Origin of the sequence: Streptomyces sp. PA03-1a (genome assembly GCF_033792805.1) — a bacterium.
Taxonomy (GTDB): domain Bacteria; phylum Actinomycetota; class Actinomycetes; order Streptomycetales; family Streptomycetaceae; genus Actinacidiphila.
In genome coordinates this window covers 21,322-45,738 of sequence record NZ_JARAVO010000032.1, presented here as the reverse complement: position 1 = coordinate 45,738, position 24,417 = coordinate 21,322, and the positions used below count along the sequence as shown (strand labels likewise).

General features: G+C 73.3%; 24 protein-coding genes. 16 read left to right on the top strand and 8 right to left on the bottom strand.

Annotated elements, in window-relative coordinates:
• Nucleotides 1-16 precede the first annotated feature (16 nt).
• Nucleotides 17-745, top strand: a complete 729-nt coding sequence (locus PV341_RS09940; RefSeq protein WP_500357390.1) for an alpha/beta hydrolase family protein — start codon at nt 17-19, stop codon at nt 743-745.
• Between the two features lie 35 nt (nt 746-780).
• Here PV341_RS09940 and PV341_RS09935 read toward each other — a convergent pair whose 3' ends face one another.
• On the bottom strand, nt 781-1,323 hold the full coding sequence (locus PV341_RS09935; RefSeq protein WP_078619887.1) for an Lrp/AsnC family transcriptional regulator: 543 nt from the start codon (nt 1,321-1,323) through the stop codon (nt 781-783).
• Nucleotides 1,324-1,472: 149 nt separating this feature from the next.
• Between PV341_RS09935 and pdhA (PV341_RS09930) the strand changes: the two genes are divergently transcribed.
• The 9 genes from pdhA (PV341_RS09930) to PV341_RS09890 all read left to right on the top strand — a co-directional run bounded on the left by pdhA (PV341_RS09930) (nt 1,473) and on the right by PV341_RS09890 (nt 10,502).
• Entirely contained in the window at nt 1,473-2,573 is a 1,101-nt protein-coding gene (gene pdhA, locus PV341_RS09930; protein ID WP_500331583.1) for a pyruvate dehydrogenase (acetyl-transferring) E1 component subunit alpha, read from the top strand.
• Nucleotides 2,570-3,595: an alpha-ketoacid dehydrogenase subunit beta gene (locus PV341_RS09925; RefSeq protein ID WP_500331581.1), complete on the top strand. Its 1,026-nt coding sequence runs from the start codon at nt 2,570-2,572 to the stop codon at nt 3,593-3,595. The genes pdhA (PV341_RS09930) and PV341_RS09925 overlap by 4 nt, the downstream gene beginning before the upstream one ends.
• A complete protein-coding gene (locus PV341_RS09920) occupies nt 3,595-4,935 on the top strand; it encodes a dihydrolipoamide acetyltransferase family protein (RefSeq protein WP_500357389.1) in 1,341 nt (446 codons plus the stop codon). Before PV341_RS09925 ends, PV341_RS09920 begins: the two co-directional genes overlap by 1 nt.
• Before the next feature lie 28 nt (nt 4,936-4,963).
• Nucleotides 4,964-5,875: an NTP transferase domain-containing protein gene (locus PV341_RS09915; RefSeq protein ID WP_500331495.1), complete on the top strand. Its 912-nt coding sequence runs from the start codon at nt 4,964-4,966 to the stop codon at nt 5,873-5,875.
• Entirely contained in the window at nt 5,872-7,281 is a 1,410-nt protein-coding gene (locus PV341_RS09910) for a molybdopterin molybdotransferase MoeA (RefSeq protein ID WP_500331493.1), read from the top strand. Before PV341_RS09915 ends, PV341_RS09910 begins: the two co-directional genes overlap by 4 nt.
• A complete protein-coding gene (locus PV341_RS09905) occupies nt 7,278-8,348 on the top strand; it encodes a potassium channel family protein (RefSeq protein WP_500331491.1) in 1,071 nt (356 codons plus the stop codon). The genes PV341_RS09910 and PV341_RS09905 overlap by 4 nt, the downstream gene beginning before the upstream one ends.
• A gap of 10 nt (nt 8,349-8,358) precedes the next feature.
• Nucleotides 8,359-9,330, top strand: coding sequence for an NAD(P)H-quinone oxidoreductase (locus tag PV341_RS09900; RefSeq protein ID WP_500331490.1), 972 nt, complete (start codon nt 8,359-8,361; stop codon nt 9,328-9,330).
• Between the two features lie 75 nt (nt 9,331-9,405).
• Nucleotides 9,406-9,762, top strand: coding sequence for a hypothetical protein (locus PV341_RS09895; protein WP_500331488.1), 357 nt, complete (start codon nt 9,406-9,408; stop codon nt 9,760-9,762).
• A gap of 176 nt (nt 9,763-9,938) precedes the next feature.
• Nucleotides 9,939-10,502 carry a bacterial proteasome activator family protein gene (locus tag PV341_RS09890; RefSeq protein ID WP_500331486.1) on the top strand — a complete coding sequence of 188 codons (564 nt, stop codon included), beginning with the start codon at nt 9,939-9,941 and terminating at the stop codon, nt 10,500-10,502.
• Between the two features lie 111 nt (nt 10,503-10,613).
• On the opposite strand, the gene PV341_RS09885 is transcribed toward PV341_RS09890, so the two are convergent.
• The gene (locus PV341_RS09885; protein ID WP_500357387.1) at nt 10,614-12,287 is read right to left on the bottom strand and encodes a protein kinase domain-containing protein; all 1,674 of its coding nucleotides are present in this window, start codon (nt 12,285-12,287) and stop codon (nt 10,614-10,616) included.
• A gap of 245 nt (nt 12,288-12,532) precedes the next feature.
• Here PV341_RS09885 and PV341_RS09880 point away from each other — a divergent pair, with 245 nt between their 5' ends.
• Nucleotides 12,533-14,107, top strand: coding sequence for a protein kinase domain-containing protein (locus tag PV341_RS09880; protein WP_500331482.1), 1,575 nt, complete (start codon nt 12,533-12,535; stop codon nt 14,105-14,107).
• A 19-nt stretch (nt 14,108-14,126) separates the two neighbouring features.
• Here the strand turns inward: PV341_RS09880 and PV341_RS09875 are convergent, their stop codons facing one another.
• The 3 genes from PV341_RS09875 to PV341_RS09865 all read right to left on the bottom strand — a co-directional run bounded on the left by PV341_RS09875 (nt 14,127) and on the right by PV341_RS09865 (nt 16,412).
• Nucleotides 14,127-15,155, bottom strand: coding sequence for a phosphotransferase (locus PV341_RS09875; protein WP_500331480.1), 1,029 nt, complete (start codon nt 15,153-15,155; stop codon nt 14,127-14,129).
• Nucleotides 15,152-15,520, bottom strand: a complete 369-nt coding sequence (locus PV341_RS09870) for a PNPOx family protein (protein WP_499512835.1) — start codon at nt 15,518-15,520, stop codon at nt 15,152-15,154. Before PV341_RS09870 ends, PV341_RS09875 begins: the two co-directional genes overlap by 4 nt.
• Nucleotides 15,521-15,611: 91 nt before the next feature.
• Nucleotides 15,612-16,412, bottom strand: a complete 801-nt coding sequence (locus tag PV341_RS09865) for a carbon-nitrogen family hydrolase (RefSeq protein ID WP_500331502.1) — start codon at nt 16,410-16,412, stop codon at nt 15,612-15,614.
• 131 nt (nt 16,413-16,543) lie between these two features.
• Here PV341_RS09865 and PV341_RS09860 point away from each other — a divergent pair, with 131 nt between their 5' ends.
• Entirely contained in the window at nt 16,544-17,374 is an 831-nt protein-coding gene (locus tag PV341_RS09860; protein WP_500331478.1) for a maleylpyruvate isomerase family mycothiol-dependent enzyme, read from the top strand.
• Between the two features lie 15 nt (nt 17,375-17,389).
• Here the strand turns inward: PV341_RS09860 and PV341_RS09855 are convergent, their stop codons facing one another.
• The 3 genes from PV341_RS09855 to PV341_RS09845 all read right to left on the bottom strand — a co-directional run bounded on the left by PV341_RS09855 (nt 17,390) and on the right by PV341_RS09845 (nt 20,173).
• Nucleotides 17,390-18,694 carry an MFS transporter gene (locus tag PV341_RS09855; protein ID WP_500357385.1) on the bottom strand — a complete coding sequence of 435 codons (1,305 nt, stop codon included), beginning with the start codon at nt 18,692-18,694 and terminating at the stop codon, nt 17,390-17,392.
• Nucleotides 18,694-19,374, bottom strand: a complete 681-nt coding sequence (locus PV341_RS09850) for a GntR family transcriptional regulator (protein ID WP_500331476.1) — start codon at nt 19,372-19,374, stop codon at nt 18,694-18,696. Before PV341_RS09850 ends, PV341_RS09855 begins: the two co-directional genes overlap by 1 nt.
• A gap of 94 nt (nt 19,375-19,468) precedes the next feature.
• Nucleotides 19,469-20,173, bottom strand: coding sequence for a response regulator (locus PV341_RS09845; protein WP_500357383.1), 705 nt, complete (start codon nt 20,171-20,173; stop codon nt 19,469-19,471).
• A 310-nt stretch (nt 20,174-20,483) separates the two neighbouring features.
• Here PV341_RS09845 and pdhA (PV341_RS09840) point away from each other — a divergent pair, with 310 nt between their 5' ends.
• From pdhA (PV341_RS09840) to PV341_RS09825, 4 genes are all read left to right on the top strand, one after another.
• A complete protein-coding gene (pdhA, locus tag PV341_RS09840; RefSeq protein ID WP_499512830.1) occupies nt 20,484-21,635 on the top strand; it encodes a pyruvate dehydrogenase (acetyl-transferring) E1 component subunit alpha in 1,152 nt (383 codons plus the stop codon).
• Between the two features lie 11 nt (nt 21,636-21,646).
• Complete coding sequence (locus PV341_RS09835) at nt 21,647-22,612, top strand: alpha-ketoacid dehydrogenase subunit beta (protein ID WP_500331500.1); 966 nt, start codon at nt 21,647-21,649, stop codon at nt 22,610-22,612.
• A 52-nt stretch (nt 22,613-22,664) separates the two neighbouring features.
• The gene (locus tag PV341_RS09830) at nt 22,665-24,071 is read left to right on the top strand and encodes a dihydrolipoamide acetyltransferase family protein (protein ID WP_500357398.1); all 1,407 of its coding nucleotides are present in this window, start codon (nt 22,665-22,667) and stop codon (nt 24,069-24,071) included.
• Between the two features lie 105 nt (nt 24,072-24,176).
• Nucleotides 24,177-24,371 carry a hypothetical protein gene (locus tag PV341_RS09825; RefSeq protein WP_500331472.1) on the top strand — a complete coding sequence of 65 codons (195 nt, stop codon included), beginning with the start codon at nt 24,177-24,179 and terminating at the stop codon, nt 24,369-24,371.
• The last annotated feature ends 46 nt before the right edge of the window (nt 24,372-24,417 follow it).

Genomic DNA, 24,417 nt, shown 5'->3' with positions numbered 1-24,417 from the left:
CCTCACGATCGGGGCCATGTCCTTCACCCTCCGTGCCCGCCTGTGCGCCGCCTCAGCCGCCGTCCTGCTGCTCGCCGGGTGCGGAGGGGGTGACGACGGCGGTCAGGCCGCCGACGCCACACCGTCGGAGGACTTCGGCTGCCTGACGGCCGCGCAGGCGAAGTCCGGGTCCGTCAGTTACGACGACACCGACGACAACCCCGTGGACGCCTGGCTCGCCGGCAAGGGCGACACCTCGGTTCTGCTGATGCACCAGGCGGACGGCGACATGTGCCAGTGGATGCCGCAGGCCGACCTCCTGCTGAAGGACGGCTACCGCGTCCTGGTCGTCGACTCCAACGGCAGCGAGGTGCCCGAGGTCGTGGGCGGGGTGGCGTTCCTGCGCGCCAAGGGCGCGCGGCACGTCCTGCTCATGGGCGCGTCCAAGGGCGGCACGGCGGTCCTGGAGGGCGCCGCGTCGGTGGATCCGCCGGTCGACGCCGTGGTCTCGCTCTCCGCGCCCGAGACCTACGGGACCATGGACGCGAGCTCCGCGGTGCCGCGGCTGACCGCGCCCGTGCTCTACATGGCGGCGGCGGGCGACACCGCGTTCGCGGAGTCGACCGAGGCGCTGAGCAAGGCCACGAAGAAGGCGGCCGAGAACCGGCTCGACATCGTCAGCGGACCCCAGCACGGCGTGGGCATGCTCACCTACGACCTCAACTGGGCCACCGTGACGGCCTTCCTGCAGAAGTACGCCGGATAGCCGCGCCGGGGAGCCCGCGGGCGGTGCCGGTGGGGTCAGTCGGTCAGCACCCGGTCGGTCTCCTCGAAGACCAGCAGCGTGCGGCTGCTGAGCACCTCGGGCACCGCCTGGATGCGGGTGAGCACCAGTTCGCGCAGGCTGCGGTTGTCGGGGGTGTGGACGAGCAGCAGCACGTCGAAGTCCCCGCTCACCAGGGCGATGTGGGCCACCCCCGGCAGTTCCAGCAGCTTCTCCCGCACGGTGCGCCAGGAGTTCTGCACGATCTTCAAGGTGATGTAGGCGGACGCGCCGTGACCTGCGCGTTCGTGGTCGACCCGGGCCGTGAAGCCGCGGATGACCCCGTCCTCGATGAGGCGGTTGATCCGGGCGTAGGCGTTGGCGCGGGACACGTGGACGTGCTCGGCCACCGATCGTATGGACGCCCGCCCGTCCTCCTGCAGGTAGCGCAGGATCGCGCGGTCGATCGCGTCCAGCGGACGCACCGCCGCCGGACCGGTGTCCGGCGCCGCTGCCTGCGGTCCCGGGGCGCCGCCCCGAGAAATTTGGGAATCCGTCACGCCCCCGAGCCTCCCTAGCATGGACGTACTGGCTCCATCTCAGGGTGTGGAGAACCGTTTGTCCACAGGCGGGACACACCTGTAGCCAAAATGCCTCCGGCGACCGAACAATCGGTAGGGGAGCGATACCCGCTCCCCCCACCGAACACGCCCACGAGGAGGTGCTCGCGATGACCGTCCTGGACCAGCACGTCTGGCAACCCCGCACCGACCCGGCGCCGCTGCTGCCCGACCCTGAGCCGTACCGACTGCTCGGCACCCCCGAGGCAGGCGCGCTCGACGCCGGAGTGCTGACCACGATGTACGGACAGCTGGTGCGGGGCCGCCGTTACAACCGGCAGGCCACCGCGCTCACCAAGCAGGGCAGGCTGGCCGTCTACCCCTCCAGCACCGGTCAGGAGGCGTGCGAGGTCGCCGCGGCACTCGCCCTGGAGCCCCAGGACTGGCTGTTCCCGAGCTATCGCGACACCCTGGCCGCCGTCGCCCGCGGCGTCGACCCCGTCGAGGCGCTGACGCTGCTGCGCGGTGACTGGCACACCGGCTACGACCCGCGCGAGCACCGGGTCGCCCCGCTCAGCACGCCGCTGGCCACCCAGCTGCCGCACGCCGTGGGCCTCGCGCACGCGGCCCGGCTCAAGGGCGACGACGTCGTCGCCCTTGCCATGGTCGGCGACGGAGGCACCAGCGAGGGCGACTTCCACGAGGCGCTGAACTTCGCCGCCGTGTGGCACTCCCCCGTCGTCTTCCTCGTGCAGAACAACGGCTTCGCCATCTCGGTGCCGCTCGCCAAGCAGACCGCCGCCCCGTCGCTGGCCCACAAGGCCGTCGGCTACGGGATGCCCGGGCGGCTCGTCGACGGCAACGACGTCGCGGCCGTCCACGCCGTGCTCACCGAGGCCGTGGCCCGCGCCCGCGAGGGCGGCGGCCCGACCCTGGTGGAGGCGATCACCTACCGCATGGACGCCCACACCAACGCCGACGACGCCACCCGCTACCGGGAGGACGCCGAGGTCGAGGCCTGGCGCGAGCACGACCCGATCGCCGTGCTCGAGCGCGCCCTGCGCGAGCGCGACCTGCTCGACGAGGCGATGGTCCGCGCCGCCGAGGAGGACGCGGAGCGGATGGCCGCCGCGCTGCGCGAACGGATGAACGAGGACCCGGTCCTCGACCCGATGGACCTGTTCGCACACGTCTACGCCGAGCCCACCCCGCAGCTGCGCGAGCAGGCCGCGATGCTGAGGGCCGAGCTGGAGGCCGAGGCACAGTCATGAGCACCGCCACCACCGCGACCCCCGTGGCCACCGGGCGCAAGCCGGCCACCATGGCCCAGGCGCTCAACCGCGCGCTGCGCGACTCCCTCGCCGAGGACCCGTCGGTCCACCTCTTCGGCGAGGACATCGGCACCCTCGGCGGCGTCTTCCGGATCACCGACGGCCTCGCCAAGGAGTTCGGCGACAGCCGCTGCACCGACACCCCGCTCGCCGAGGCCGGCATCCTCGGTACGGCCGTGGGCATGGCGATGTACGGCATGCGCCCCGTGGTCGAGATGCAGTTCGACGCCTTCGCGTACCCGGCGTTCGAGCAGCTCGTCAGCCACGTCGCCAAGATGCGCAACCGTACGCGCGGCACCATGCCGCTGCCCCTGACCATCCGGGTGCCGTACGGCGGCGGCATCGGCGGCGTGGAGCACCACAGCGACGCCTCCGAGGCGTACTACGCGCACACCCCCGGTCTGCACGTCGTCACCCCCGCCACGGTGGCGGACGCCTACGGGCTGCTGAGGGCCTCGATCGCCTCCGACGACCCGGTGATCTTCCTCGAGCCGAAGCGGCTGTACTGGTCCAAGGCCGACTGGTCGGCGGACGCGCCGGAGGAGGTGGCCCCCATCGGACGGGCCGTCGTCCGGCGCAGCGGCCGCTCCGCGACGCTCATCACCTACGGCCCGTCGCTCACGGTCTGCCTGGAGGCGGCCGAGGCCGCGGTGCAGGAAGGCTGGGACCTGGAGGTCGTCGACCTGCGCAGCCTGGTGCCCTTCGACGACGAGACGGTCACCGCGTCGGTGCGCCGTACCGGCCGCGCGGTCGTCGTCCACGAGTCCTCGGGCTTCGGCGGTGTGGGCGCCGAGATCGCGGCCCGGGTGAGCGAGCGCTGCTTCCACCACCTGGAGGCCCCGGTCCTGCGGGTCGCCGGCTTCGACATCCCCTACCCGCCGCCGATGCTGGAGCGGCACCACCTGCCCGGCGTCGACCGCGTCCTCGACGCGGTGGGGCGCCTGCAGTGGGAGGAGGTGTGATGGCCGTCGTCCGCGAGTTCGCCCTCCCCGACCTGGGTGAGGGGCTGACCGAGGCCGAGATCGTGCGCTGGCTGGTGCAGGTCGGCGACGTCGTCGCCATCGACCAGCCGGTCGTCGAGGTCGAGACGGCCAAGGCCGTGGTCGAGGTGCCCTGCCCCTACGGCGGCGTGGTCACCGCGCGCTTCGGCGAGGAGGGCCAGACCCTCGACGTCGGACGGCCGCTGCTGACGGTCGCGGTCGGCTCCCCCGACCGGCACGCCGCCGGCGCACCCGCGCCCGCACCCGCCGCCCCGGCCGCCTCGGCCGACGGCGACTCCGGATCCGGCAACGTGCTGGTCGGCTACGGCACCAGCGGCCCCGCGGCCCGGCGCCGCCGGGTGCGCCCCGCGCCGGCCGCCGCCCCGGTCCCGGTGCCCGTCCCGGTCCCGGTGGCCGCGGTCGCCGCGCCGGTCCGGCACGAGGGTCCCGTCGCCGTCATCTCCCCCCTGGTGCGGCGCAGGGCCCGTGAGCACGGCCTCGATCTGCGCGCGCTGACGGGCTCCGGTCCCGACGGGCTCATCCTGCGCTCGGACGTGGAACGGGCCATCACGACCGGGTCCGCGGCGCCGGTCACCGTGGCCGCCCCCGCGGCGCCCGCGGCCCCCGCCGCCGAGGGCACCCGCATCCCGCTGCGCGGCATCCGCGGCGCCGTGGCCGAGAAGCTCGGCCGCAGCAGGCGGGAGATCCCCGACGCCACCTGCTGGGTGGACGCCGACGCGACGGAGCTGCTCGCGGCACGGGCGGCGATGAACGCCGCCGGAGGTCCCAAGGTCTCGGTGCTCGCGCTGTTCGCGCGGATCTGCGCGGCGGCCCTGGCCCGCTACCCGGAGCTCAACTCCACGGTGGACACCGAGCGCGGCGAGATCGTCGTGCTGCCGGAGGTGCACATCGGCTTCGCGGCGCAGACCGATCGCGGTCTGGTCGTGCCGGTCGTCCGGGACTCCCACCGGCGCAGCACCGAGGAGCTGTCGGCGGAGATCGGCCGGCTCACCGAGGCGGCCCGCTCCGGCGGCCTGACCCCGGCCCAGCTGACCGGTGGCACCTTCACGCTCAACAACTACGGCGTGTTCGGTGTCGACGGATCCACGCCGATCATCAACCACCCCGAGGCCGCGATGCTCGGCGTCGGCCGGATCACCCCCAAGCCGTGGGTGCACCAGGGCGAGCTGGCGGTGCGTCAGGTGGTCCAGCTGTCGTTCACCTTCGACCACCGGGTGTGCGACGGCGGCACGGCGGGCGGCTTCCTCCGCTTCGTCGCGGACTGCGTGGAACAACCGGCGGTGCTGCTCCGGGCGGTGTGAACGCGTCACGGTGGGCGATACTCCGGGCATGACTCCGGAGCCAGGTGAGCCGCGTGACCACTCCTCGCCGCGTTCGCCGCACGAGCAGCCCTACGACGCGGTCGTCCTCGCCGGCGGCGCCGCCAGGCGCCTCGGCGGGGCCGACAAGCCGGGACTGCCGGTCGCCGGACGCGCGCTGATCGACCGTGTCCTGGACGCGTGCGCGGGCGCGGCCACCACGGTGGTCGTCGGCCCGCGCCGCCCCACCGTCCGCCCGGTGGCCTGGGCCCGCGAGGAACCACCGGGCGGGGGCCCGCTGCCCGCGCTCTCCGCCGGGCTGCGCGAGGTCACCGCGGACGTCGTGCTGGTGCTCGCCGCCGACCTGCCGTTCCTCTCCCGCACGACGGTGGGCGCGCTGCTCGCCTCGCTGCGCGGCGGGCAGGGCGAGGACGGGGTCGTGCTCACCGACCCCGACGGGCGTGACCAGACGCTGGCGGCCGCCTACCGCACGGAGGCGTTGCGCCAGCACCTGGCGCTGATCGCCGCCGAGCACGGGACCCTCGCCGGGCTGCCGTTGCGGCTGCTCACCGGTGAACTGGCCCTGCGGAGGCTGCCCGACCCCACCGGGCAGGCCTCCTTCGACTGCGACACCTGGGACGACCTCTCCACAGCCCGGGCCCGCATCAGGGAGCATGGGGGCGTGTTGGATGAATGGATCACCGCAGCCAAGGCCGAACTCGGCATCGACCTCGACGTCGACATCCGTATGCTCCTCGATCTCGCCCGGGACGCCGCGCACGGCGTCGACCGCCCTGCCGCGCCGCTGACCACCTTCCTGGTGGGCTACGCGGCAGCCACGGCGGGCGGCGGCGAACAGGCCGTCGCGGAGGCCGTCAGGCGCGCCGCCGCACTGGCCGAGCGGTGGGCGAAGGAAGCGGAGAGCGGGGACCCGGGCGCATGAACCTGCCGGGTGCGGCGGGCGGTGCCCGCGACACCGGTGCCGGGGACGCCGCCGACGACGAGTTGGCCGCGGCGCTCGCCCTGGCCAACGGGCGGGCCACCGGCCGGCACGACCCCGTGCAGCCACCCTCCGGCGGCACCGGCGCCGACGGCTCCCGGTCGTCCCTCCCCCGTCCCCACGGGACCCATGGCGGGACCCACGGCGGGACCCGGGCCGGCGCCCACGGCGGGCACCACGACCTGGCGTGGCCGCGGGCGCGGCACATCGCAGGCTCCGCCGCGGGACCGCTGGGACGGCTGTCCGTGCCGCTCGGCGCCGCGCTGGGGCACGCGCTGGCCGAGCCGTTGACCGCGCTCACGGACCTGCCCGCCTTCGACACCTCCGCGATGGACGGCTGGGCCGTCGCGGGCCCCGGCCCGTGGCGCACGGCAGGCAGCGTCCTGGCCGGGCAGCGTTCCGCGGCCCCGCTGCTCGACGGCCACGCGACCGTCATCGCCACCGGGGCCGCACTGCCCCCCGGCACGACGGCGGTGCTGCGCCGGGAACACGGACGCGTCACCGCCGACGGGCACCTGCACGCCACGCGGGGCGGCCCCGGGCCCGGGCAGGACGTGCGGCCCCGCGGCCAGGAGTGCCGTGGCGGCGACGAGTTGCTGACGGCCGGCGTGCTGGTCACGCCCGCCGTGCTCGGCCTGGCCGCGGCGGCGGGCTACGACGAACTGACCGTCACCGCGCGGCCCTCGGTGGAGGTCCTCGTCCTGGGCGACGAGTTGCTGGACGCCGGAGCCCCCGGCGGCGGCCGGGTGCGGGACGCGCTCGGACCGCTGCTGCCCGCATGGCTCACCGCGCTCGGGGCCGGCACGGTCCGTGCGCGGCGGTTGAAGGACGACGCCGGCCTGCTGCAGGACGCCGTCACCGCGTCCACCGCCGATCTCGTCGTCACCACCGGTGGCACGGCGGGCGGCCCGGTGGACTTCGTCCACCCCGTGCTGGAGCGCATCGGCGCGCGGTTGCTCGTCGACGGCGTCGCGGTCCGCCCCGGCCACCCCATGCTGCTGGCCGAACTGCCCGGTGGCGGCCGCCTGGTGGGCCTGCCGGGCAACCCGCTCGCGGCGGTCTCCGGGGTGCTGACCCTGGCCGTCCCCCTGCTGCGCACGCTCGCGGGCCGCCCGGCCCCGGTGGCGTACGAGGCGCGGCTCGGCGGCGACGTGCACGGTCACCCCACCGACACCCGCCTGGTGCCGGTGGTGCTCGACGAGGAGTCGCAGGCGGCCCCGCTGCACTTCAGCGGTCCTGCCATGCTCCGCGGCATCGCGACGGCCGACGGCATGGCCGTCATCCCGCCCGGCGGAGCCGTCAAGGGCGACCGCACGGCCGTCCTGGAGACGGGCTGGGGACGGCTGTGAGGGAGGCGGGCCGCGGACGCGCCACCTCGGGGGCGGACGGCGACGTCGTCCACCTGCCCCGCAAGAGCCCCCTCGGCCCGCTGCACCAGGTCGTCCGGCGGTTGCTGATGGCGCTGTTCGTCCTGGTGCTCACCGTGCTGATCGTGTACCTGGACCGGGGCGGCTACCACGACAACGCCGGCGGTTCGATGTCGCTGCTGGACTGCGTCTACTACGCCACCGTCACCCTCTCCACCACCGGCTACGGCGACGTCGTCCCGTACAGCCCGAGCGCCCGGCTGACCAATGTGCTCCTGGTGACGCCGCTTCGCGTGCTCTTCCTGATCATCCTCGTCGGCACCACTCTGGAGGTGCTCACCGAGCGCACCCGCGAGCAGTACCGGCAGCAGCGCTGGAGGTCCACCGTGCGCGACCACACCGTCATCGTCGGATACGGCACCAAGGGCCGTTCCGCGGCCAGGACGCTGACCGGGCACGGTGTGCCCGCCCAGCAGATCGTGGTGGTCGACCCCGATCCCAAGGCGGTGGAGTCCGCGGTCGCCGCCGGGTTCGCGGGCGTCACCGGGGACGCGACCCGCAACGCCGTCCTGCTGCGCGCGGAGATCCAGCGGGCCAAGGAGCTGATCATCGCCGCGCAACGGGACGACACCGCCGTCCTGGTGGCGCTCACGGCCCGCCAGTTGAGCAAGCGGATCAACATCGTCGCGTCCGTGCGTGAGGAGGAGAACGCCCCGCTGCTCCGCCAGTCCGGCGCCAACGCCGTCGTCACCAGCTCGGGCGCGGCGGGCCGGCTGCTCGGGATGTCGATGCTCAGCCCGAGCGCCGGCGAGGTGATGGAGGAGCTGATCACCTACGGCAGCGGGCTGGACCTGATCGAGCGTCCCGTCACCAAGGCCGAGGCCGGGCTCGATCCGCGGGAGGTCGCCGACCTGGTGGTGGTCGTCAAGCGCGGCCACCGGATGCTCGACCACGACAACCCAGAGGCGAGCCCCTTGCAGTTGACCGATCGGCTCATCGTCATCCACAGGACGAGTCAGGACGACCCGTCGCACGTCCCGCAGGGGTAGCGTCGGCCCCATGCATGCGATCACCATCCCCGAACCCGGCGGCCCGGACGCGCTCGTCTGGGCCGAGGTCCCCGATCCCGTACCCGCCGAGGGCGAGGTGCTGGTCGAGGTCGCCGCGACCGCCGTCAACCGTGCCGACCTGCTGCAGCGGCAGGGCTTCTACGACCCGCCACCCGGCGCGTCCCCCTACCCGGGCCTGGAGTGCTCGGGCCGCGTCGCCGCCCTCGGCCCGGGGGTGAGCGGCTGGAGCGTGGGCGAGGAGGTGTGCGCGCTGCTCGCGGGCGGCGGGTACGCCGGGAAGGTCGCGGTCCCCGCCGGGCAGCTGCTGCCGGTGCCCAAGGGCGTGGGGCTCGTGGAGGCCGCGGCCCTGCCCGAGGTCGTCTGCACCGTCTGGTCCAACGTCTTCATGGTCGCCCACCTGCGCCCCGGCGAGACGCTGCTGGTCCACGGCGGTTCCAGCGGCATCGGCACGATGGCGATCCAGCTGGCCAAGGCGGTCGGCGCCAAGGTCGCGGTCACCGCGGGCAGCGAGGACAAGCTCGCGAAGTGCCGCGAGCTGGGCGCGGACCTCGGGATCAACTACCGCGAGCAGGACTTCACGGCCGAGGTGCGGGAGGCGTTCGGCGGCGCCGACGTCATCCTCGACATCATGGGCGCGAAGTACCTGGGCCGGAACGTCGACGCCCTCGCGGTCAACGGCAGGCTGGCAATCATCGGGCTCCAGGGTGGCGTCAAGGGAGAGCTCGACCTCGGCAAGATGCTGGCCAAGCGGGCCGCGATCACCGCGACGTCGCTGCGCGGACGGCCGCTGGAGGAGAAGGCGGCCATCGTGGCGGCGGTGCGGGAGCACGTCTGGCCGCTGCTGGAGTCCGGCGTGGTGCGCCCGGTGGTGGACTGCGCCCTGCCGATGAGCGAGGCGGCACAGGCGCACCGGCTGGTCGAGGCCAGCACCCACGTCGGCAAGGTGCTGCTCACGGTCTGAGCCGCCGCCGGACGGCCGGTACGGGCCCGGTGGGCACGACTGGCCGCCCATGACGCTCCGTGTGACGCTGAAAGCATGGAGTTGCGGAAGGTGGTCGTGGCGGCGACGGTGACCGGGGTCGCCCTCCTGGTCACCGGCGCGGCGGCGCCGCCCCCGCCCCATCCGGCGGCGTCCTCCGGGCCGGCCGGCAGCGAGGCCGGCGAGGGGCGCAGGCACCCGGGTCGGGTGGAGCCGCCCGCGACCCCGGGCGACGGTGGCGGCCGGCCCTCCGCGCCGCTCCCCGTCCACGTCGAGGAACCGCAGGACCAGGGCCCGGCCGCCGTCCAGGCGCCCATGGGACGGGTGCTGGAGGTGCTGCCGCTCGGCGCGGGGCTGGTGCTGATCGGGCTGGGTCTGGGCTTCCTCGGCCTGCGGCTGCGCCGTGGCCGCTGACCTCGGACGCCCCGCCCCCGTACACGGGTCCCCGGCACGTCCACCCGCCGCGCACCGCGTCCGGGTCGCACACCGGGCCGGCCTGGCCGAGGCGGACGAGTGCCGCGCGGGAGGGGTAGCGCGGGGCGTCGGGGGGCACAAATCCCGGAGGGGCGACGGTGCGCGACAATGGCGGCATGGAGATGCCGATGAACGAACGGTCGCAGGAGAGCCCGCAGGTCCTGGTCGTCGGCCCGGACGGGATGGCCCTCGGCGGCGGCGGACACGCCAACCGCGCCGGAGAAGGCGACGAGCAGCGCGAGGTGCCCGTGACGGAGATGGTCGAACAGCCCGCGAAGGTCATGCGGATCGGCAGCATGATCAAGCAGCTCCTGGAAGAGGTCAAGGCGGCGCCGCTGGACGAGGCGAGCCGGGCGCGCCTGAAGGAGATCCACCACAGCTCCGTGAAGGAGCTGGAGGCGGGGCTCGCCCCCGAGCTCGTCGAGGAGCTGGAGCGGCTCTCGCTGCCCTTCGCCGAGGACGGCGTGCCGAGCGACGCCGAGCTGCGGATCGCCCAGGCGCAGCTGGTGGGATGGCTGGAGGGCCTCTTCCACGGCATCCAGACCGCCCTGTTCGCCCAGCAGATGGCCGCACGCGCCCAGCTGGAGCAGATGCGCCGCGCGCTGCCGCCCGGTGTGGGCCACGAGGGCGACGAGGAGGGGCACGCCCCGGGCGGGGCGCGCACCGGCCCCTATCTGTGAGCGGTCGGCATGGACGGTACGTACGCGTAGGTACAGACGGCGGGGACCCGTGGGGTCACCCGCCGTCCCTCGTTCCGTCCGTCGTCGCCGCAAGGGCACGCCCGGGGCGGGTCAGCCGCCCTGGCCGGTGGAGACCCACAGGGTGATCTTGTCCTTCTCCGGCTTGAACGCCGTGTAGGTCTTGGGCTTCTGGTCGACGACCGCGCCCTTCCCGTAGATCTGCTCGTTGCGGTACTTGACCTCATACTTCCAACCGGCCGCGTCCATGCAGGACTTGACGGAGTCGACGTACTTGGTGAAGAAGTCCGGCATCACCACGGCGTCCGGGTCGTCGCCCAGGTAGCTCTTGGTGGCCTCGGTGCAGCGCGAGGCGTCGATGGTGCGGGTCTGGTCGGCCTGGCTGACGCCCGGCGCGGGTTCGTCACCCGCCGGCTGCGAGGGGGTCTCCTCGCGGGCGGTGGCGGAGGCGCTGCCCCGGGAGTCGTAGGTGGGGGTGCCGCCGGTGTCCCCGGTGTCGTCCTTGCCGCCCATCGACATCGCGATGATGACGACCACGACCACCGCGATCACGGCGACCGTGGCGCCGATGGCGACGACCGCCGTCGAGGCGCCGCCGCCCCTGCGGCCGCCGCCCGCCGGGGTGCCCGGGCGCATCGTGTAGGGCGGGGTGTGCGCGGGACCGCCCTGACCTGCGGTGCCCCACCGCTGCTGAGGCTGCGGCTGAGGCTGGGGCTGGGGCCGCGGATAAGGAGCCGGGGCCGGGGCCTGGTACGGGGTCTGCACGTTCGGCGGCGGGGTGCGCAGGTCTCCCTGCACCGGCGGGAAGACCGCGGAGGAGACCTCCTCGCCGCGGCCGCGCGGGCGCGGTCCGCCGCCGATGATCAGCGGTGTGGTGCCGGCGCCGCGCGCCGGTGCGGCGACCCGCTCCGCCTCGTCGCGCATGGTGTCGGCGGTGGGGAAGCGCTCGGCGGGGTTCTTCTTCAGGGCCCGCGCGACGAGCGCGTCGACGCCCGGCTGCACCGCCCGGTTGAGCGCCGACGGGGCCGGCGGGAGCTCCTGGACGTGCTGGTAGGCGATGGACAGCGGGGAGTCGCCGTCGAAGGGCAGCCGTCCGGTGAGCAACTCGAAGAGCAGACAGCCCACCGAGTACAGGTCGGAGCGCTCGTCCACGCCGCGTCCCAGTGCCTGTTCCGGCGACAGGTACTGCGGGGTGCCGACCACCATGCCGGTCTGCGTCATCGACGAGACGCCGGACTGCATCGCGCGGGCGATGCCGAAGTCCATCACCTTCACCACGCCGCGCTTGGTGAGCATCACGTTGCCCGGCTTGATGTCGCGGTGGACCAGGCCCATGCTGTGGCTCTCGGAGAGCGCCGCGAGCACGTCGGCGGTGATCTTCAGGGCCTTCTCGGTGGGCATGGCCCCGAACTGCGCGATGTCCTCGTCGAGCACGTCGCGCAGCGGCTTGCCCTCGACGTACTCCATGACGATGTACGGCACGAGCGCGCCGTCGACGGTGTCCTCGCCGGAGTCGAAGACCGAGACGATGTTGGTGTGGTTGAGCTTGGCGACGGCCTGCGCCTCGCGCCGGAACCGCTCGCGGAACGACTGTTCCCTGCCGAGGTCGGTGTGGAGCGTCTTGACGGCCACCGGCCGGTCCAGCACCGTGTCGTGCGCCAGGTGCACGGCCGCCATGCCGCCCTGCCCCAGCAGGTCGCGGAGGACGTAGCGACCGTTACCGACCGAACGCCCCGAATGAGTGCCCCGCGTGCCGTCCCCGCTCATCCGTACCCGTCCCCTTGACGATCCCCCTGGGCGCACCGCGTGTACGCACAAGACAGTTGCCCCGATCCTGACCGCCCAGTCTGCCGGACGGCCTGGACAGGTCAAGTTCGTTGACCTGTTCGTCACCGGATGCGTATGAATCCCTTCATCGGGGGCACGGGTGCCACGGGAGCGCGTCCGTCCTGGAACGCGGTAGCGTGGTGCGCTGGAGGACCCTGTACGGCGACGATCGACGGCGAGGACTGATGGCACAGACGACAGCCGCCGGGGGCCCTGACGAGCCCTCTGCCGACGGCCGGGGAGTGCCCGACTCGCCCGAGCTGTGGGGCGCCGCAGGCCTGGTGGGCGACGGCCGCTACCGGCTGACCCGGCGCCTCGGACGCGGCGGCATGGCCGAGGTCTTCGCGGCGGAGGACGTGCGCCTGGGGCGGACGGTGGCCGTGAAGCTGCTCCGCTCCGACCTCGCCGAGGACCCGGTGTCCAAGGCCCGCTTCACGCGCGAGGCGCAGTCGGTCGCCGGGCTCAACCACCATGCGGTGGTGGCGGTGTACGACTCGGGCGAGGACGTCACGCCGGGCGGCACCGTGCCCTACATCGTGATGGAACTCGTGGAGGGCCGCACGATCCGTGACCTGCTGGTGGGGTCCGACGAGCCGCCGCCGGTCGACCAGGCGCTCATCATCGTCTCGGGCGTGCTGGAGGCGCTGGCCTACAGCCACGCGCACGGCATCGTCCACCGGGACATCAAGCCGGCGAACGTGATCATCACCAACACCGGCGCGGTGAAGGTGATGGACTTCGGCATCGCGCGGGCGCTGCACGGCGCCTCGACCACGATGACGCAGACCGGCATGGTCATGGGCACCCCGCAGTACCTGTCGCCGGAACAGGCCCTCGGCAAGACGGTCGACACCCGCTCCGACCTGTACGCGACGGGCTGCCTGCTCTACGAACTCCTCGCGCTGAGGCCGCCGTTCACCGGTGAGACCCCGCTGTCGGTGGTCTACCAGCACGTCCAGGACGAGCCGCGCCCGCCCTCCGAGCTCAGCGACCGGGTGCCGCCGGAGCTGGACGGGCTGGTGCTGCACGCGCTGGCCAAGCAACCGGACGACCGCTTCCAGACCGCCGAGGAGATGCGCGGCGTCGTCCAGTACGCGCTGGCCATGCTGAGCGAGCGCGGCGGTCACACCGGTACCTGGAACACCGGTTACGTGCCCGTGGCGAACGCCGCCCCGACCGCGCCGATGGGCGTCCCCCCGCAGTACGGGCAGCAGCACCCGCACACCACCGCGGAGTTGCAGCCGCCCCTGCTGCTCGGCCCGCCCGGTGGTGACGGCGGCGGCCACGGCCACGGCTACGACGACGGACGGCCCCCGCACGGCGGCGGGCGGTGGGTGAAGCCCGTGCTGTTCGTGATCGCCGCGGTGCTCGCGGTCGCGCTCGGCATCTACTTCGCGGTCTCCAAGACCGGCGACAAGACGCCCCCGGCGGAGAAGGTGACGCCCACTCGGTCGCAGCCGGAGAAGCCGACGTCGCAGCCGACCCAGGACGACTCGACGGGCGGTACGCAGGACAGCAGCGGCAGCGTCTCGGAGCAGCCCTCGTACACCCCGAGCCCCTCCTACACGCGGCCGACCTCGCAGGCCCCCGCGACCTCCCCGCCGCCGACGCAGAAGCCGAGCACCCCGGCCACCTCCGCGCCGCCCACGCCGACGCCGACCGCGTCCGAGACCGGCGGCACCGAGGGGACCTCGGGGGACGTGTCCGGCGGCACGGCCGGCACCGAGGGCGCCGCGGACGGCGGCGTCACGGGCGGCTGACCGGCCGCCGGCCGCCGGGTCAGCCCGTGAAGGCCTCCAGCACGGCCTCGTACGCCGCGGTCCACCAGACGACCAGGGCGGACGAGGCCGGGAAGAGGGGGTCGGTCCTGCGGTCGTCGAGGACGTAGCGCCAGCGCAGCATCCAGAAGTCGTTGAGCCGTTCCCACCACACCCGGTGCACGGCCGCGGCCAGTTCGTCCCCGGGCACGCCCGCGGCGGCGCGGTAGGCCCGGGCGTACGCGCGGATCTTGTCGAGGTCCAGGGCGCCGCCGGGCTGCACGAAGAAGATCACGGCGGCCCGTACCGCCTCCTCGGCGCGCGGCTGCACGCCGAGCCGGTCCCAGTCGACGATGGCGACGGGTTCGTCCTCGCGGTAGAGCAGGTTGAGCGGGTGGAAGTCGCCGTGCACCCAGCCGGAGACCGGGCCGGCCGCGTCGGGCGGGCGGCGGTGGGCGTGACGTTCCAGCAGGGCGCGGCGCTCCAGCAGCCGGTGCTCGGCCAGTTCGTCGAAGGTCTCGCGCGGGGCGCTGGCGCGCACCCGCCGCAGCAGCGCGGTGATCAGCGCGTAGGTCAGTTCGGGGTCGGCGCTGGCGTGCCGGCCCGGCTCGGGGGCGGGCTGCACCTGGGCCAGGGTGGTGTGGACGAGACCGAGCAGGGCGCCCAGGCGGCGGGAGTCGCCGGTGGTGAGTTCGCCGCCCTCGCGGTGCCGTCCCTCCACCCACGGGTAGAGCGCGAAGCAGCGGCCGCCGACCACGGCGACGGTGCGGCCGTCGGCGTCGGGCACCGGGGAGGCGACGGGCAGGCCCACCTCGTCCAGCCGCTGGGTCGCCCGGTGCTGGCGGGCGATGACGGCGGAGTCGGCGGTGGCACCGTCGACGTACAGCTTGAGGAAGTAGCGGCCGCTGGTGGTGGCCAGCCGGAATCCCCGGTTCAGTAAGCCCTGGGCAACGGGTTCGCAGGACAGCGGGGCGCCGGCGTCCGTGTATCGGCGCAGCAGGGTGTCCAGTGTCCCGGCGGAGGGCGGCGCCGTCGCCGAACTCCCGATCACCAGGCAGATGCTAGATCATTCCGGTGGTGGACTCGCGGGTCGAGACGTACGTACACATGGCCCGGCTCCCGGCTTGTATCGTTTTGACGATCTGTGCCGAAGAGCGCCCGCTGTGCCGTCGAGGGATGGAAGGCGCGTGCCGTCCCGAGGAACTGCACCGCCCAGCCCGCTTCGACGTCGTCCGCCTGGTAGGCCACGACCGTGCCGTCCACGCCCCATGAGCGGTCGGTGCGGATCAGCACGGAGCCGTCGGCGACGACGTGCCGGGCCACGGCGATGTACGGCAGGGCCCCCCGCGTCAGCGCCAGCCGCCCGTACCGGACCTTTCCCAGCAGCGCCAGCGCAGCGCGCCCCTCGAGTTCCATGGGAACCACCTTGCCGGGCCGGCCCCCCGGAGGCGCAGAGCACTCCGCCCCCACCTCCGGGGCCGATGGTCCCTGATGGGGCCATACCGCCTCAACCGGCCGAATCCGGCACCGGCAGGCCCAGCACGCGGTCGCGCAGCACCGGGAAGTCCGCCCGGGTCTTGGCCACCAGGCCGGGATCGAGGTCGGCGGTGATGACCTCCTCGCCCGGTCCGGCCTCGGCGAGGACGGCGCCCCAGGGGTCGACGACGAGGCTGTGCCCGGCCAGCTCCACCCCGGCGTGGGTGCCCGCGGTGCCGCAGGCCACCACGTAGGCCTGCGACTCGATCGCGCGGGCCCGGGCCAGCAGGGTCCAGTGCTCGCGGCGCCGCGCGGGCCAGCCGGCCGGGAGGAGGACGACGGTGGCGCCCGCGTCGACGAGCAGCCGGAACTGCTCGGGGAAGCGCAGGTCGTAGCAGGTTGCCAGGCCCACGGGGACGCCCTGGACGTCGGTGGTGACGACGCGGTCGCCGCCGTGCATGAGCACGGCCTCGCCCTGGTCGAAGCCGAAGCGGTGGATCTTGCGGTAGGTCTCGCGCAGTTCGCCGTCGGGGGAGAAGAGCAGCGAGGTGTTGTACAGAGCGCCGTCGGGGGCGCGCTCGACGATCGAGCCCGCGTGCAGCCACACGCCCGCGTCGAGCGCGGCGGCGCTCATCACCTGCGCGGTGGGGCCCTGGAGCGGCTCGGCCTCTGGCTGGAAAAGATCGGCGGCGAAGGCGCCGACCGGCCACAGTTCGGGCAGGACGACCAGGTCCGACCCGGACTGTCCGCGGACGAGCGACGCGACCCGTTCACGCCGGGCGTCCACCGCTTCGCCGGGGTCGACGTCGATCTGGAGCAGGGAAACGCGCACAGTACCACCGCCCATGAGTTCGGCATGTTCTTGCGGGCCTACGATCGTCACACGAAAGCACTCCCGTGGTGTCACTGCGCAGCGTAATTTAAGGCGCACACCACGACCGCGCCCGACCGTCGAGGGGTCCCGTGACCGGCACCGTCCACAGCCAGATCCAGCCGTACATCGACGCCTGGACCCACTCCATAGAATCCATAGCCGAGTTGGTCCGCCCCGTTCCGGCGGGCGCCTGGAACCGGCCGACCGAGTGCCCGTACTGGTCCGTGCGCGACATCGTGTCGCACGTGATCGGGTTCGAGTGCGAGCTGCTCGGCGATCCCCGGCCGATCCACACGCTCCCCAGCGACCTGCGGCACATGACCACGGAGCACGCCCGTTACGTGGAGGTGCCGGTCGACAAGCGGCGGCACCACACCGCGCCCGAGGTCGTCGGCGAGCTCGACTACACGATCATCCGCCGGTCCCGGCAGCTGCGGAACGAGACCCGTGGCGCGCAGGACACCGTCCGCGGCCCCATGGGCAAGGAGATGACCCTCGAGGAGCTGCTGAAGTGGCGGGTCTTCGACGTGTGGGTGCACGAGCAGGACCTGCGCCGGGCGCTGGGCGAGCCCGGCAACCTCGACTCCCCGGGCGCGGTCGTCGCCCGGGACCACATCCTCTCCGAACTGCCCAAGGTGGTCGCCGGGCGCGCGGGCGCCCCGGCGGGTTCCGCCGTGGTGTTCGACGTCCACGGCGAGCTGGAGTTCATGCGGACGGTCCGGGTCGACACCGACGGCCAGGGCACGATCGACGGCAGCGTCTCGCTCGGCCCCGCGGTCACGCTGACCCTGGACTGGGAGACCTTCGTCCGGCTGAGCTGCGGGCGCACGCGCGCGCACGCGGTGGAGGGCCGGCTGAAGACCGAGGGCGACCAGGCGCTGGCCGACGCGATCCTGGCGAACATCGCCGTCACACAGTGACGCCGGGGGGAGCGTTCATGTCCCCGCGGGGACGTGGACGCTCTCGACGCGGCTGACCGCGATGCGCTGCCGCTCCAGCCGCGCCGCCCGGCCGCGCAGCCGCAGGATCTGGACCAGGCCGAGCGCTTGCAGGACGAACACGCTGCTCCACGCCACCCGGTAGTCGTCGCCGCTGGCGTCCAGAAGGACGCCGATGGCCAGCAGCGCGGCCATCGAGGCGGTGAAGCCGCCGATGTTGACGATGCCGGAGGCCGTGCCGAAGCGCTCGGGCGGGTTCGCCGGGCGCGCGAAGTCGAAGCCGATCATCGACGCCGGGCCGCAGGTGCCCAGCACGACGCAGAGCAGCACGAGCAGCCACAGCGGGGCGTGGTCCGCGGGCCAGACCAGGACCACCGCCCACATCACCGCGGTCGCCCCGACGACGCCCAGGGTGAGCGGCATCCGGGCACCGTGGTGGCGGCCGATGATCTGCCCGAAGAGCATCCCGAAGACCATGTTGGCGATCACGACGACCGTCAGCAGGGTGCCGGCCGTCTCGCGGGACAGCCCCTGGGCCTCGACGAGGTACGGCAGGCCCCACAGCAGCAGGAAGACCATCCCGGAGAACTGGGTGGTGAAGTGCGTCCACATCCCCAGCCGGGTGCCGGGCTCCCGCCAGGCGGCGGCGATCTGCCGCTTCACGTAGCCGCGTCCGGGGTGCTCCGCGGGCGCGGGCTCGAAGCCCTCGGGGTGGTCCTTCATGAAGGCCAGCACCAGGACGAGGACGAGCGCACCGCCCAGCGCCGTGCCGACGAAGGTGGGGGTCCAGCCCGCGGAGTGCAGCAGCCGCGCGAGCAGCACGGTGCTCAGCAGGTTGCCCGCCACGCCGAACAGCGCGGCACCCTGCGCGATCATCGGCCCGCGGCGGGCCGGGAACCAGCGCGAGCCCAGCCGTAGCACGCTCACGAAGGTCATGGCGTCGCCGCAGCCCAGCACCGCGCGGGCGGCCAGGGCCGTGCCGTAGGCGTGGGAGAGGGCGAAGCCGAGCTGGCCCAAGGTGAACAGGACGATGCCGATGCTCAGCACCCTCTTGGTGCCGAGGCGGTCGACCATCAGGCCCACGGGTATCTGCATGCCCGCGTAGACCAGCACCTGCAGGATGGAGAAGGTGGACAGCGCCGAGGCGCCGATGTGGAAGCGCTCCGCGGCGTCGATCCCGGCGACGCCGAGGCTGGTGCGGTGCACGACCGCGACGGTGTAGACGAGGGTGCCGATGCTCCAGACCGCGACCGCCCTGGTGCCGCCGGGCGGTTCGCCGGCCGGGGTGGCGCTCGCTGCCATCACTCCCCCCTGGCCAGGTGGTTCACCCAGCTGACGTGCCGTTCGACCAGCGTGGCCGCCAGGGCGGCGTCCCCCGCGCGCAACGCGTGGAGGATCTCGGTGTGTTCGGCGACGTTCTTGGCGATCCGGCCCGGCTCCGCGTGCATCGTCGCCACCCCCATGCGCAGCTGACGGTCCCTCAACTGGTCGTACAGGTGCGCCAGGATGCGGTTGCCCGCGGCGCGCACGATCTCGGCGTGGAAGCAGCGGTCGGCCGCCGCGAAGGCGGCCAGGTCGCCCGTCGCGGCGTGCCCGCGCTGCTCGTCCAGCAGCTCCTCCAGGCGGGTCAGCAGCCGCTCCGGGGCGGGCACCACCTTCATCACCGCGTGGCGCTCCACGAGCAGCCGGGTCTCCACCACGTCCGCGATCTCCTGCGCGGAGACCGGCAGCACCAGGGCGCCCTTCTTCGGGTAGAGCTTCAGCAGACCCTCGGCCTCCAGGCGCAGCAGCGCCTCGCGGACCGGGGTGCGCGAGACGCCCACGGCCTCGGCCAGCTCGCCCTCGCTCAGGAGGGTGCCGCCCTCGTAGCGGCGGTCGAGGACCGCCTGTTTGACGTGCGTGTAGACCCGCTCGGCGGCGGGCGGCTGCTTGGCGGCCGGCTCGGCGGTGGTGCCGGCGGTCGCGACGGGGCTCCGGGTCATGATGCGCACATCATAGATACAAGACGTATGCGCCAGCAGCCCACGTCCGGCATACGGACTGGTACGTGGGTCGCCGGTGCCGGGATCCGGACCGTCAGGATCTGGACGGACCCGGGCCCGTCCCCGCTCCCGTGTCCGGGCCCGACGAGCCGCCGCTGCGCAGCCGGGCGACGTAGGCGGCGGCCTGGGTGCGCCGCTGCATCCCGAGCTTGGCGAGCAGGGAGGAGACGTAGTTCTTGACCGTCTTCTCCGCCAGGTGCAGCCGGTCGCCGATCTGCCGGTTGGTGAGGCCCTCGCCGATGAGGTCGAGGATCCGCTTCTCCTGGTCGGTCAGGTCGGCGAGGCGGCCCTCCTGGCGTTCCCCGCCGCCGCGCAGGCGCTCCAGGACACGGGCGGTGGCGACCGGGTCCAGCAGTGACCGGCCGGCGGCGACGTCCCGCACGGCGCCGACCAGGTCGGTGGCGCGGATGTCCTTCAGCACGTAGCCCGACGCGCCCGCCATGATCGCGTCGAAGAGCGCCTCGTCGTCCGCGTAGGAGGTGAGCATCAGGCACGCGACGCCGGGCTGCGAGGAGCGGATCTCCCGGCACACCTCGACGCCGCTGCCGTCCGGCAGCCGGACGTCCAGCACCGCCACGTCGGGCCGCACGGCCGGTATCCGGGCCAGCGCCTCGGCGGCCGTGCCGGCCTCGCCGACGACCTCGATCCCGTCCTCGGCGGCGAGGAGCTCGTGCACCCCCCGCCGGACGACTTCGTGGTCGTCCAGTAGGAACACCGTGATTACCGACTTTTCGGTCACAACTTCAGCGTTGCACACGCGACCCGCGCCGACCTCTTACGAAGAATCGATCCTCGGGATACCGTGCCGTTGTCCCGGTGGCCTGCGAGAACGCCCATTTACTAGGAAATCCAAACAAAACCGCAGGTAGAACACCCTTCGCGCGAAAGCGGGAGGTGTGGGTAACGTTCACTTCGCAGGGCTGCCTGCCGGGTCGACCAACACTCCCGGCTCGGCCGTGCCGCACACACCCCGTGCGCCGCGACGAGTCGGGCAGGAGCCGCACTGGCCGCCGGCGGATCCCGGGGGCCGGACAGACGGAGGAGCAAGCGTGAGCGTGAAAAGCACTGCCGCGAAGCCCCGTACGCCCCGTACGGGCACGCGCGGTGGAGCGAAGCGCCGTGAGGGCGAGCCGGAGCTGGTGCAGCTCCTGACCCCCGAGGGCGAGCGCGTCCAGCACAGTGAGTACTCCATCGACCTGAGCCCCGAAGAGCTGCGCGGTCTGTACCGGGACATGGTCCTGACCCGCCGGTTCGACGCGGAGGCCACCTCCCTGCAGCGCCAGGGCGAACTGGGTCTGTGGGCGTCGCTGCTGGGCCAGGAGGCCGCACAGATCGGCTCCGGGCGGGCCACCAGGCCGGACGACTACGTCTTTCCCACCTACCGCGAGCACGGCGTCGCCTGGTGCCGCGGGGTGGACCCGGTCAACCTGCTCGGCATGTTCCGCGGGGTGAACCACGGCGGCTGGGACCCGAACGAGAACAACTTCCACCTGTACACGATCGTGATCGGCTCCCAGACGCTGCACGCGACCGGCTACGCGATGGGCATCAGCAAGGACGGCGCGGACTCCGCCGTCATCGCCTACTTCGGCGACGGTGCCTCCAGCCAGGGCGACGTCGCGGAGGCCTTCACCTTCGCCGCCGTCTACAACGCCCCCGTGGTCTTCTTCTGCCAGAACAACCAGTGGGCGATCTCCGAGCCCACCGAGAAGCAGAGCCGCGTCCCGATCTACCAGCGCGCCGCCGGCTTCGGCTTCCCCGGCGTGCGGGTCGACGGCAACGACGTCCTCGCGGTCCTCGCGGTCACCCGTGCCGCCCTGGAGCACGCCCGTTCCGGCCAGGGCCCGATGCTCGTCGAGGCCTTCACCTACCGCATGGGCGCCCACACCACGTCCGACGACCCCACCCGCTACCGCCTCGACGAGGAGCGCGAGCAGTGGGAGCACAAGGACCCGATCCTGCGGCTGCGCAGCTACCTGGAGAAGGACGGCATCGCCGACGAGGCCTTCTTCGCCGGTGTCGAGGAGGAGAGCGAGGCGCTCGGCAAGCGGGTCCGCGAGGCCGTGCGCGCCATGCCCGACCCCGACCCCATGTCGATCTTCGAGAACATCTACGCCGACGGCCACGCCCTCGTCGACGAGGAGCGCGCCCAGTTCGCGGAGTACCAGGCGTCCTTCGCCGACAGCACGGAGGGTCACTGACCATGGCAACGATGACCATCGCCAAGGCCCTCAACGAGGCACTGCGCAAGTCCCTGGAGACCGACCCCAAGGTCGTCCTCATGGGTGAGGACATCGGCAAGCTCGGCGGTGTCTTCCGGATCACCGACGGCCTGCACAAGGACTTCGGCGAGCAGCGGGTGATCGACACCCCGCTCGCGGAGTCCGGCATCGTCGGCACCGCGATCGGCCTGGCCCTGCGCGGCTACCGCCCCGTCGTGGAGATCCAGTTCGACGGCTTCGTCTTCCCTGCGTACGACCAGATCGTCACCCAGCTCGCCAAGATGCACGCGCGCGCCCTGGGCAAGATCAAGCTCCCGGTCGTCATCCGCATCCCCTACGGCGGCGGCATCGGCGCCGTCGAGCACCACAGCGAGTCGCCCGAGGCGTACTTCGCGCACACCGCCGGGCTCAAGGTCGTCTCCCCGTCGACCCCGCAGGACGCCTACTGGATGCTGCAGCAGGCGATCGACTCCGACGACCCGGTGATCTTCCTCGAGCCCAAGCGCCGCTACTGGGACAAGGGCGAGGTCGACACCGACGGCATCCCCGCGCCGCTCCACAGGGCCCGTACCGCCCGGGAGGGCACCGACCTCACCCTGGCCGCGTACGGCCCCATGGTGAAGGTCTGCCTGGAGGCGGCCGCCGCGGCCGCCGAGGAGGGCCGTAGCCTGGAGGTCGTGGACCTGCGGTCGCTGTCCCCGCTCGACTTCGACGCCGTCCAGGCGTCGGTGGAGAAGACCCGCCGCCTGGTCGTCGTGCACGAGGCGCCGGTGCAGCTCGGCATGGGCGCGGAGATCGCGGCCCGCATCACCGAGCGGTGCTTCTACCACCTGGAGGCCCCGGTGCTAAGGGTCGGCGGCTTCCACGCCCCGTACCCGCCGGCCCGGGTGGAGGAGGAGTACCTGCCCGGACTGGACCGGGTGCTGGACGCCGTCGACCGATCGCTGGCGTTCTGAGGAGAGGGTTGTGACGACAGTGGCAGCACCGCAGCGCTTCCGTGAGTTCAAGATGCCGGACGTCGGCGAGGGACTCACCGAGGCCGAGATCCTCAAGTGGTACGTCAAGCCCGGCGACACCGTCACCGACGGCCAGGTGGTCTGCGAGGTGGAGACCGCCAAGGCCGCGGTCGAGCTTCCGATCCCGTTCGACGGGGTGGTGCACGAGCTGCGCTTCCCCGAGGGGGAGACCGTCGACGTCGGCACCGTGATCATCGCCGTCGACACCGGTGAGGGCGAGGGCGGCGAACCGGCCGCCGGGACCGCACCGGAGCCGGCCGCCGCGCCGGCCCCCGCCGCGGAGCCGGCGCAGAAGCGCCAGCCCGTGCTGGTCGGCTACGGCGTCGCCGCCTCGTCGACCAAGCGCCGGGCGCGCAAGCAGCCCGCCGTGCCGGCGCAGACCGAGGCGCAGCAGGCCGTCCAGGGCGAGCTCAACGGCCACGCCCCGGCGCCGGCCGCCGCAGCCCCGGCCCCGGCGGCCCACGCCGGGTTCGCCCCCGCCGAGGTCCGCCCGCTGGCCAAGCCGCCGGTGCGCAAGCTCGCCAAGGACCTGGGCGTGGACCTGGCCGCGGTCACCCCGACCGGGCCGCAGGGCACGATCACCCGCGAGGACGTCCAGAAGGCGGCGGCCCCCACCGCCGCGCCGGTCGCCCCCGCGCAGGTCACCGCCGCCCCGGTGGCGGTACCGGCTCCCGCCGCCCTGGCACCCGCCGCGGGCGCGCTGGAGACCCGCGTCCCGATCAAGGGCGTCCGGAAGGCGACGGCCGCGGCCATGGTCGCCAGTGCCTTCACCGCGCCGCACGTGACCGAGTTCGTCACCTTCGACATCACCCGGACCATGCGGCTCGTGCAGGAGCTCAAGACCGACCCGGCCTTCGCCGGGCTCAAGGTCAGCCCGCTCCTGCTGGTCGCCAAGGCCCTGCTGGTCGCGATCCGCCGCAACCCGGAGGTCAACGCCGCCTGGGACGAGGCCAACCAGGAGATCGTCCACAAGGGCTACGTCAACCTGGGCATCGCCGCCGCAACCCCGCGCGGGCTGATCGTCCCCAACATCAAGGACGCCCAGGGCAAGACCCTGCCCGAACTGGCGTCCGCCCTCGGTGACCTGGTCGCCACGGCCCGTGAGGGCAAGACCTCGCCGGCCGACATGCAGGGCGGCACGGTCACCATCACCAACGTCGGCGTCTTCGGCATCGACACCGGCACGCCCATCCTCAACCCCGGGGAGTCCGCGATCCTCGCCTTCGGCGCGGTCAAGGAGTTGCCCTGGGTCCACAAGGGCAAGGTCAAGCCCCGCCAGGTCACCACGCTCGCGCTCTCCTTCGACCACCGCCTGGTCGACGGCGAGCTCGGCTCCAAGGTCCTCGCCGACGTCGCGGCGGTCCTGGAGTACCCCAAGCGCCTGATCACCTGGGCCTGATCGGCCCCTGGCACGGCAACGGGAAGGGCCCGGACATTTGTGCGTCCGGGCCCTTCCCGCGCGTGTCGCCCCCACCCGGGCGCCGATCTGTGACGTCATACGGCCATGGCGGTATCCATCTCCGTGGTCCTGCTCCTGATCGTGATCACGCTCATCCTGCTGCGCGCGAAGTCGCTGAAGGTCTCCCACGCGATCCTCTGCGTCCTCCTCGGCTTCTGCCTCGCCGGCTCCAGCCTCGCCCCCACCATCCACTCCGGCCTCGTCGCCACCACGGACGTCGTGAACGACCTGCGGCCCTGAGCCCCCCGCACCGCCGGACCTCCCGGCGGACTCCGCCGTCCGGCGC

What these genes read in the sequence shown, in the direction of transcription:
- PV341_RS09895 (WP_500331488.1), top strand. Translation starts at nt 9,406, where the DNA reads ATGGAGTTGCGGAAGGTGGTCGTGGCGGCGACGGTGACCGGGGTCGCC.
- PV341_RS09880 (WP_500331482.1), top strand. Translation starts at nt 12,533, where the DNA reads ATGGCACAGACGACAGCCGCCGGGGGCCCTGACGAGCCCTCTGCCGAC.
- PV341_RS09925 (WP_500331581.1), top strand. Translation starts at nt 2,570, where the DNA reads ATGAGCACCGCCACCACCGCGACCCCCGTGGCCACCGGGCGCAAGCCG.
- PV341_RS09870 (WP_499512835.1), bottom strand. Translation starts at nt 15,520, where the DNA reads ATGGAACTCGAGGGGCGCGCTGCGCTGGCGCTGCTGGGAAAGGTCCGG.
- PV341_RS09835 (WP_500331500.1), top strand. Translation starts at nt 21,647, where the DNA reads ATGACCATCGCCAAGGCCCTCAACGAGGCACTGCGCAAGTCCCTGGAG.
- PV341_RS09915 (WP_500331495.1), top strand. Translation starts at nt 4,964, where the DNA reads ATGACTCCGGAGCCAGGTGAGCCGCGTGACCACTCCTCGCCGCGTTCG.
- PV341_RS09890 (WP_500331486.1), top strand. Translation starts at nt 9,939, where the DNA reads ATGGAGATGCCGATGAACGAACGGTCGCAGGAGAGCCCGCAGGTCCTG.
- PV341_RS09830 (WP_500357398.1), top strand. Translation starts at nt 22,665, where the DNA reads ATGCCGGACGTCGGCGAGGGACTCACCGAGGCCGAGATCCTCAAGTGG.
- PV341_RS09920 (WP_500357389.1), top strand. Translation starts at nt 3,595, where the DNA reads ATGGCCGTCGTCCGCGAGTTCGCCCTCCCCGACCTGGGTGAGGGGCTG.
- PV341_RS09940 (WP_500357390.1), top strand. Translation starts at nt 17, where the DNA reads ATGTCCTTCACCCTCCGTGCCCGCCTGTGCGCCGCCTCAGCCGCCGTC.
- PV341_RS09935 (WP_078619887.1), bottom strand. Translation starts at nt 1,323, where the DNA reads ATGCTAGGGAGGCTCGGGGGCGTGACGGATTCCCAAATTTCTCGGGGC.
- PV341_RS09900 (WP_500331490.1), top strand. Translation starts at nt 8,359, where the DNA reads ATGCATGCGATCACCATCCCCGAACCCGGCGGCCCGGACGCGCTCGTC.
- PV341_RS09850 (WP_500331476.1), bottom strand. Translation starts at nt 19,374, where the DNA reads ATGACCCGGAGCCCCGTCGCGACCGCCGGCACCACCGCCGAGCCGGCC.
- PV341_RS09910 (WP_500331493.1), top strand. Translation starts at nt 5,872, where the DNA reads ATGAACCTGCCGGGTGCGGCGGGCGGTGCCCGCGACACCGGTGCCGGG.
- pdhA (WP_500331583.1), top strand. Translation starts at nt 1,473, where the DNA reads ATGACCGTCCTGGACCAGCACGTCTGGCAACCCCGCACCGACCCGGCG.
- PV341_RS09885 (WP_500357387.1), bottom strand. Translation starts at nt 12,287, where the DNA reads ATGAGCGGGGACGGCACGCGGGGCACTCATTCGGGGCGTTCGGTCGGT.
- PV341_RS09855 (WP_500357385.1), bottom strand. Translation starts at nt 18,694, where the DNA reads ATGGCAGCGAGCGCCACCCCGGCCGGCGAACCGCCCGGCGGCACCAGG.
- PV341_RS09825 (WP_500331472.1), top strand. Translation starts at nt 24,177, where the DNA reads ATGGCGGTATCCATCTCCGTGGTCCTGCTCCTGATCGTGATCACGCTC.